Consider the following 7,246-nt stretch of genomic DNA (forward strand, 5'->3'; position numbering starts at 1 on the left):
TTAGAAGGTGGTAATTTACCTTTTCTACTTTCAAGCTGTTATCAGCTCTGTTTTCTTCTTAAGCCGAAAGCCAGAGCTAAACTTAACCCAACCCAAATATACAATGGCCAAGTACCAAGGACTCGATATGGCGTTTGTCCATTGGTTGGGGTGAGCTCTGCGCGCAGTACTGCAGTTTCAAACTGCGGTACTTGCTCAACGATTTTACCTTTGTGATCGGTTACCGCTGTTAATCCGTTGTTAGTCGAGCGGATGAGCGGTTTACCTAACTCTAAGGCACGCATACGGGCGATCTCCATATGCTGAAGAGGGCCGATAGAGTGACCAAACCATGCATCGTTTGAAAGCGTTAGAATGAAGTCTGTTTCGTCAGTCACATTTTGACGCACTTGCTCATTAAAGATGATCTCATAGCAAAGCGCTGGTGCCATGTGCATGCCATTCGCAACGATGTTTGGCTGCACAAAAGCCCCACGGCTAAACGACGACATCGGTAGGTTAAAGAATGGCGCTAATGGGCGCAAAATATCTTCAAATGGTACAAACTCACCAAACGGTAGTAGGTGATGCTTATGGTAACGTTCGCTTAAATCGAAGCTGTAGTCACCGTATGGTGTGATGCCGAGGGACAGAATACTGTTGTAGAACTGTCGATCTTCAGCTTGGTTGACGACACCGGTGATGATTGCGCTGTTATTCATTTTTGCAGCGCTGTCGATATTGCTCAAAAATGAAGGCACTTCAATTTCAAAAGCGGGAATTGCTGCTTCTGGCCAAACGATAATGTCAGCATCCCAGTTTTCACGAGTTAAGTCAGCGTACTTCATGATGGTTGGCCAGCGTTGACTTGGTAGCCACTTTAGGTTTTGGTCTACGTTACCTTGAATCAGCGCGAGCTTAGTCGTGTCTTCTGGTCGGGGTGTTACCCAATCGTAGTTGCGAATCCCAAAGCCAGTACTGAGTAGCACCGCAGGGATAATCGCCACCAGCCACTGCTTATGAATCCATGCATAGGCTAACGCCCCTGCGCTGATAAGGATAAATAGAGTAAGCAGTTCTACGCCGCCAATTGGTGCAAAGCTTGCGAGTGGAGCATCTATCTGGCTATAGCCTAGCCATAACCAAGGGAAGCCGGTCATCACCCAACCACGCAACCAATCACTGATCAGCCATAAAGCAGGTGCAGCGAGAAGTGCTTTTGTGAGCGTAAATTGAGGAAACAGCTTGTTGTTGAGCCAAGCAAATAAGCCTGAATAAACAGCCAAGTAGGCAACAAGTAAGCCCATTAAAAATAAATTGGCAATGAGCGGCATACCGCCAAAACCGGAGATACTGACGTAAACCCAGCTAACGCCAGTTGCAAATTGACCTAACCCCCAAGCATAACCAATCCATAGTGCGCGTTTCGGAGTTTGGTTAGCAAGAAGAATCAGTAGAATTGCTGGGCTAAGAATGGCAATAGGCCACAGCTGGTAAGGAGCGAAAGCGAGTGTAGTAGAGGCGCCAACAAAAGCGGCCACTGAGGGCCGCTTAAGGCGATGAAAGAGTTCATTCATCATTGTAATTTTCTGAGATTCCCAATGGGTATCGCGTTACTCTTGAGTGGCTTCAACCAGGGTTTCTTCGTCTGGGATCGTCACTTGGAGTTGAATGACACGACGGTTATCGGCAGCGGTGACTTTGAAGTTGTAGCCTTCAATTTCAACCAGTTCACCACGAGAAGGTAAGTGACCAAAGGCAGTCATGACCATACCACCAACGGTATCAACTTCCTCATCGCTGAAGTTGGTTCCGAATGTCTCATTAAACTCTTCGATGGTTGTCAGCGCTCTGACAGCAAACGTATGCTTGCTTAGTTTACGAATGTCCGTCTCTTCACTTTCATCGAATTCATCTTCAATATCCCCGACGATTTCCTCAAGGATATCTTCAATGGTCACAAGACCAGAAACACCACCGAATTCATCGACAACAATGGCCATATGATAACGTTCTTCACGGAATTCTTTCAGCAGTCGATCAACGCGTTTACTTTCCGGTACTACAACCGCTGGTCGAATGACTTCTTCGATATCAAATGGATTACTGCCTGAGCCTAAGTATTTAAGTAAGTCCTTCGCTAGAAGTATGCCTTCCACATGGTCTTTATCTTCGCTGATCACAGGGTAGCGAGAGTGTTGAGCATCGGTAATCAAAGCAACCAAGGTATCAAGGTCGTGAGTACGCTCAACGGTAACCATTTGCGAACGCGGGATCATAATGTCACGCACACGCATTTCGGAGATTTCCATAACACCTTCAAGCATATCGCGAGTGTCATGGTCAATCAGGTCGTTAACTTCAGAGTCGCGGATAACATCCACAAGCTCTTGGCGATCTTTTGGTTCGCCCTGAAATAGTTGACCTAGACGTTCAAAGAAGGACTTTCTACTCGGACCTTCTGCCTTTTCTTTCTTATCTTCGTTAGAAGAGGGAGAATTATCTTCGTTCATTGTTTCTCAATTAAGTAACGCTATCAGAAGTGTGATAGCACACATAGAGAGGCGAACACGAGAGTCATTTAGGTGGTTCGCCTTTCCCTGTCGAGTGGCCAATAGCTACTCTTTTTCAGCAATGTAAGGATCTTCATAACCCATACCTTGCATGATTTCGGTTTCGAGGGACTCCATCTCTTCGGCTTCGTCATCCTCTATATGATCATAACCTAGCAGATGCAAGCTGCCATGTACAACCATATGCGCCCAATGTGCTAGCAGAGGCTTGCTCTGTTCAACCGCCTCTTTTTCAACAACTTGGCGGCAAATAATCAAATCACCAAGTAAATCTATTTCCATACCAGGAGGTGCTTCAAATGGAAACGACAACACATTAGTTGGTTTATCTTTGCCGCGATACTCATGGTTGAGCGTATGACTTTCTTGTTCATCAACAATACGAATGGTGACTTCGGCTTGTGGCTGGAAGAGAGGGATTGTCTTATCTAGCCACAATTGGAAATCTTGCTGCGAAGGCAGACCTTCTTCATTTTCGACTGCCAGTTGCAGATCAAGTTCAATCGCCATGATTATTCCTTAGTTGAAGCAACTTGTGCATTCAGTTCGGCTTTTGCTGCTTCTAGTAACTTCGCATCGCGTTCTTCACGACGGCGTTTCTCGAACTCTTTACGCTCTTTCTGGTCTTGTGCTTCCCATTTCTCGTACGCGTTAACGATACGAGCAACCACAGGGTGACGTACAACATCGTCGGCCAAGAAGAAGTTAAAGCTGATGTCGTCAACTTCGCTTAGTACTTCAATAGCATGACGAAGACCCGATTTCGCACCACGAGGTAAGTCAATCTGCGTGACATCACCAGTGATAACCGCGCGAGAGTTAAAACCAATACGCGTTAGGAACATCTTCATCTGCTCAACAGTGGTGTTCTGACTCTCATCAAGAATGATAAAGGCGTCGTTTAGAGTACGACCACGCATGTAAGCAAGAGGGGCGACCTCAATCACGTTACGTTCAATCAGCTTCTCTACGCGCTCAAAGCCCAGCATTTCAAATAGGGCGTCGTATAGCGGACGTAGGTATGGGTCGACTTTTTGGCTTAAATCACCAGGTAGGAAGCCCAATTTCTCACCAGCTTCAACCGCTGGACGAGTAAGAAGAATACGACGGATCTCTTGGCGCTCTAGTGCGTCAACAGCTGCTGCTACAGCAAGGTAGGTTTTACCTGTACCAGCCGGGCCAATACCAAAAGAAATATCATGCGTGACCATGTTAACCAAGTACTGCGCTTGGTTTGGCGTACGTGGTTTGATCACACCTTTCTTGGTTTTGACGAAGACTTCTTTACCATGCTCGATATTAGACTCAGTATTCTGCTCAAGAACACCAGACTCTTTGATCGCTAGGTGGATTTGCTCAGGCTCAATATCTGGGATCTCACCTCGTACAGGTGCGGTATCAACATATAGAGTTTTCAGGATATCCAGCGCGGCTGATGCGGTATGAGGTTTACCGACAATCGTAAAGTGGTCACTACGGTGGTTAATTTCAACGCCTAGACGACGTTCTAAATGCTTGATGTTGTCATCGAATGGACCGCACAGGCTAGCTAGTCGGCGGTTGTCTGAAGGTTCTAGGTTAATTTCTAGAGTTACGATTTTATTGCTCAATGTTGCCTCTCATTTTTTGCCACTTAGTGAGAGCCTGATAACGACCAGGCTCTCCATGGCTATTTATACGAGCTTACGGCGTAAAAGTAGCTACACCCAGCTCATCTTCGCGACGTGTTTTCGCCATCATCTGCGTTGGGGAAATCACACTACGAAGATCCATGTCTTTTTCAGTACGTACTAGCTCACCACGCAGTGAGTTTGCAAATACGTCTACGATCTTCACATCAACGAACTGACCAATTAGGTCTGCACTACCTTCAAAGTTTACTACACGGTTGTTTTCTGTACGAGCGCGTAGTTCCATTAGGTTTTTCTTCGAAGGACCTTCAACTAGAACACGTTGTTCTGTGCCAAGCATTAAGCGAGAGTAACGCATCGCTTGAGCATTGATAGTTTGCTGTAGTTCGTAAAGGCGCTCTTTCTTCACTTGTTCTGACACATCACAAGGGTAATCCGCTGCTGGCGTACCTGGACGTGGAGAGAAAATAAAGCTGAAGCTCATGTCAAAGTCTACATCTTTGATTAGCTTCATGGTGTCTTGGAAGTCTTTGTCTGTCTCACCAGGGAAACCAACAATAAAGTCTGAACTGATTTGAATATCAGGACGAGCTTTACGCAGTTTACGGATGATCGATTTGTATTCGATAGCGGTGTGAGGGCGTTTCATCATCGTTAGGATACGGTCACTACCACTTTGCACAGGTAAGTGCAGGAAGCTCACAAGTTCTGGCGTATCTTCGTATACTGCGATGATGTCGTCTGTGAATTCTAACGGGTGGCTCGTCGTGAAACGAATACGGTCGATACCATCGATAGACGCAACCAAACGAAGCAGTTCTGCAAATGAACAGATCTCACCATCGTGCATAGGACCACGGTACGCGTTTACGTTTTGCCCCAGAAGGTTTACTTCACGTACGCCTTGTTCAGCAAGTTGGGCGATTTCGAACAGTACGTCATCCATTGGACGGCTTACTTCTTCACCACGAGTGTACGGTACTACACAGTAAGTACAGTACTTAGAGCAGCCTTCCATAATAGAAACGAATGCTGTCGCACCTTCTGCGCGAGGTTCAGGTAGGCGGTCGAATTTTTCGATCTCTGGGAACGAAATGTCCATAACTGGTGCATCATCGGACTGAGATTGTTTGATCATCTCAGGTAGGCGGTGCAAAGTTTGTGGGCCAAAAATAACGTCAACGTATGGTGCACGTTCACGAATATGGTCACCTTCTTGCGTTGCTACACAACCACCTACACCGATAACTACGCCAGGTTTTTTATCTTTTAGTGTTTTCCAGCGGCCTAGCTGGTGGAAAACTTTCTCTTGCGCTTTTTCACGGATCGAACAGGTGTTAAGTAGAAGTACGTCTGCTTCCTCTGGCTCTTCCGTCAGCTCGTAGCCGTTTGCAGCATTAAGCAGGTCGGCCATTTTTGATGAATCGTATTCGTTCATCTGGCAGCCCCAGGTTTTAATTAGCAGTTTCTTACTCATCTCACTTTCGCTCGTTCAGTTGTACTTAAATCGGAGAGCTATTGCTCAAATTATAGCCGCCATCACGGCGGTAAGCGGCGTATTGTACTGCTTTAAAAAGCACCTGACTAGTGATCTAGCTAATTCTCTGCAAAGCCTGATGAAATCTAGTTTTTCGCCCTATGCAGAACAAGGTTTTTTGTTAAACAATTTTGTAAAAATAGCCATGGAAAGTACAATAAAAAACGCCAATTAATCAGCACGATGAAGAGTGAAAAATGAACAAGTATGACATCGCCGTGATCGGTGGCGGTATGGTCGGGGCAGCCGTCGCTGTTGGATTTGCCAAGCAGGGCAGAAGCGTTGTCTTGGTTGAAGGTACAAAACCTAAAGTTTTTGATGCCGCTCAGGCGATGGATATTCGTGTATCTGCAATCTCGCACCAGTCGGTGGAGTTACTTGATTCACTCGGAGCATGGTCAGAGATCAAGAGCATGCGAGTTTGTCCTTATCGGCGGTTAGAAACTTGGGAGCACCCAGAGTGCCGTACTCGTTTTCACTCTGATGAATTGTCATTGGATCAGCTAGGTTACATCGTTGAAAATCGCCTAATCCAATTAGGTCTTTGGCAAGTCTTCTCTCAGTATGAAAATCTAACCGTGATGTGTCCTGAGCGATTAAAAGCCATTGAGTTTGCAGATGTAAATCTTGTGACACTCGAAAGTGGGGAGCAGTTTGAAGCTAACTGGGTGATTGGTGCTGATGGTGCAAACTCTAAAGTTCGTCAATTGGCTGGAATTGGTGTAACTGCGTGGGATTACCGACAACACTGCATGTTGATTAACGTGAAAACAGAATTGCCTCAGCAAGATATTACTTGGCAACAATTTACACCTTCAGGCCCACGTTCATTTTTACCTCTGTGCTCTTTGAGTAACGACGATGGTCAAGTAGTAGGCCAAGGTTCTTTGGTTTGGTATGACTCGCCTATACGTATTAAACAACTGTGTGCGATGGGTAAACCTCAACTAAGGGAAGAAATCTTACGTCATTTCCCTGCTGAATTAGGCGATATTGAAGTTTTACAGTTTGGCTCATTCCCACTCACTCGTCGTCATGCGCAAAGCTACTCAAGCAAAAATTGCGTGTTAGTGGGTGACTCTGCTCATACGATCAACCCGCTTGCAGGGCAAGGGGTAAACTTAGGCTTCAAAGATGTAGACGTTCTCCTTTCGGTAACAGAACACCAAGAAAAGCTGGAAGATACCTTACTCGCGAAATACGAACGCGCACGTCGACCTGACAACTTACTCATGCAGACGGGCATGGACTTTTTCTATAAAGGTTTTAGCAACGATCTTGGGCCATTGAAGTTCGTACGTAATGCTGCATTGAAGCTTGCTGAAAACTCAGGGCCAATTAAGGCTCAAGTACTGAAATACGCGTTAGGTATGTAGTAAGCTACTCAAATCACAGATAGAAAAAAAGCGAGCCATGAGCTCGCTTTTTTAATTCGGCAAATCTAATGATTTCCCGAGTCCAGAACCAAAAAAAGAAAAAACCCAGCAAAGTCATGCTGGGTTTTCCGATAATGGTGCGGAAGGAGA

At 45.8% G+C, this 7,246-nt stretch carries 6 protein-coding genes; 1 reads left to right on the forward strand and 5 read right to left on the reverse strand.

The window, feature by feature from the left end; genetic code table 11:
* Positions 1-41: 41 nt before the first annotated feature.
* From lnt to miaB, 5 genes are all read right to left on the reverse strand, one after another.
* The gene (lnt, locus tag KJB35_RS28140; protein ID WP_053350767.1) at positions 42-1,559 is read right to left on the reverse strand and encodes an apolipoprotein N-acyltransferase; all 1,518 of its coding nucleotides are present in this window, start codon (positions 1,557-1,559) and stop codon (positions 42-44) included.
* Between the two features lie 33 nt (positions 1,560-1,592).
* A complete protein-coding gene (gene corC, locus KJB35_RS28145; RefSeq protein WP_005384118.1) occupies positions 1,593-2,492 on the reverse strand; it encodes a CNNM family magnesium/cobalt transport protein CorC in 900 nt (299 codons plus the stop codon).
* 105 nt (positions 2,493-2,597) lie between these two features.
* Entirely contained in the window at positions 2,598-3,062 is a 465-nt protein-coding gene (ybeY, locus tag KJB35_RS28150; RefSeq protein ID WP_005373030.1) for an rRNA maturation RNase YbeY, read from the reverse strand.
* Between the two features lie 2 nt (positions 3,063-3,064).
* The gene (locus tag KJB35_RS28155) at positions 3,065-4,162 is read right to left on the reverse strand and encodes a PhoH family protein (RefSeq protein ID WP_005373033.1); all 1,098 of its coding nucleotides are present in this window, start codon (positions 4,160-4,162) and stop codon (positions 3,065-3,067) included.
* A 73-nt stretch (positions 4,163-4,235) separates the two neighbouring features.
* Positions 4,236-5,660, reverse strand: coding sequence for a tRNA (N6-isopentenyl adenosine(37)-C2)-methylthiotransferase MiaB (gene miaB, locus KJB35_RS28160; protein ID WP_005373038.1), 1,425 nt, complete (start codon positions 5,658-5,660; stop codon positions 4,236-4,238).
* A gap of 257 nt (positions 5,661-5,917) precedes the next feature.
* On the opposite strand from miaB, the gene KJB35_RS28165 reads away from it, so the two are divergent.
* Positions 5,918-7,096, forward strand: coding sequence for a 2-octaprenyl-3-methyl-6-methoxy-1,4-benzoquinol hydroxylase (locus KJB35_RS28165; protein WP_158173713.1), 1,179 nt, complete (start codon positions 5,918-5,920; stop codon positions 7,094-7,096).
* The last annotated feature ends 150 nt before the right edge of the window (positions 7,097-7,246 follow it).

The sequence above is a fragment of the Vibrio sp. D431a genome (assembly GCF_030248655.1).
GTDB classification, from domain to species: Bacteria; Pseudomonadota; Gammaproteobacteria; order Enterobacterales; family Vibrionaceae; genus Vibrio; species Vibrio alginolyticus.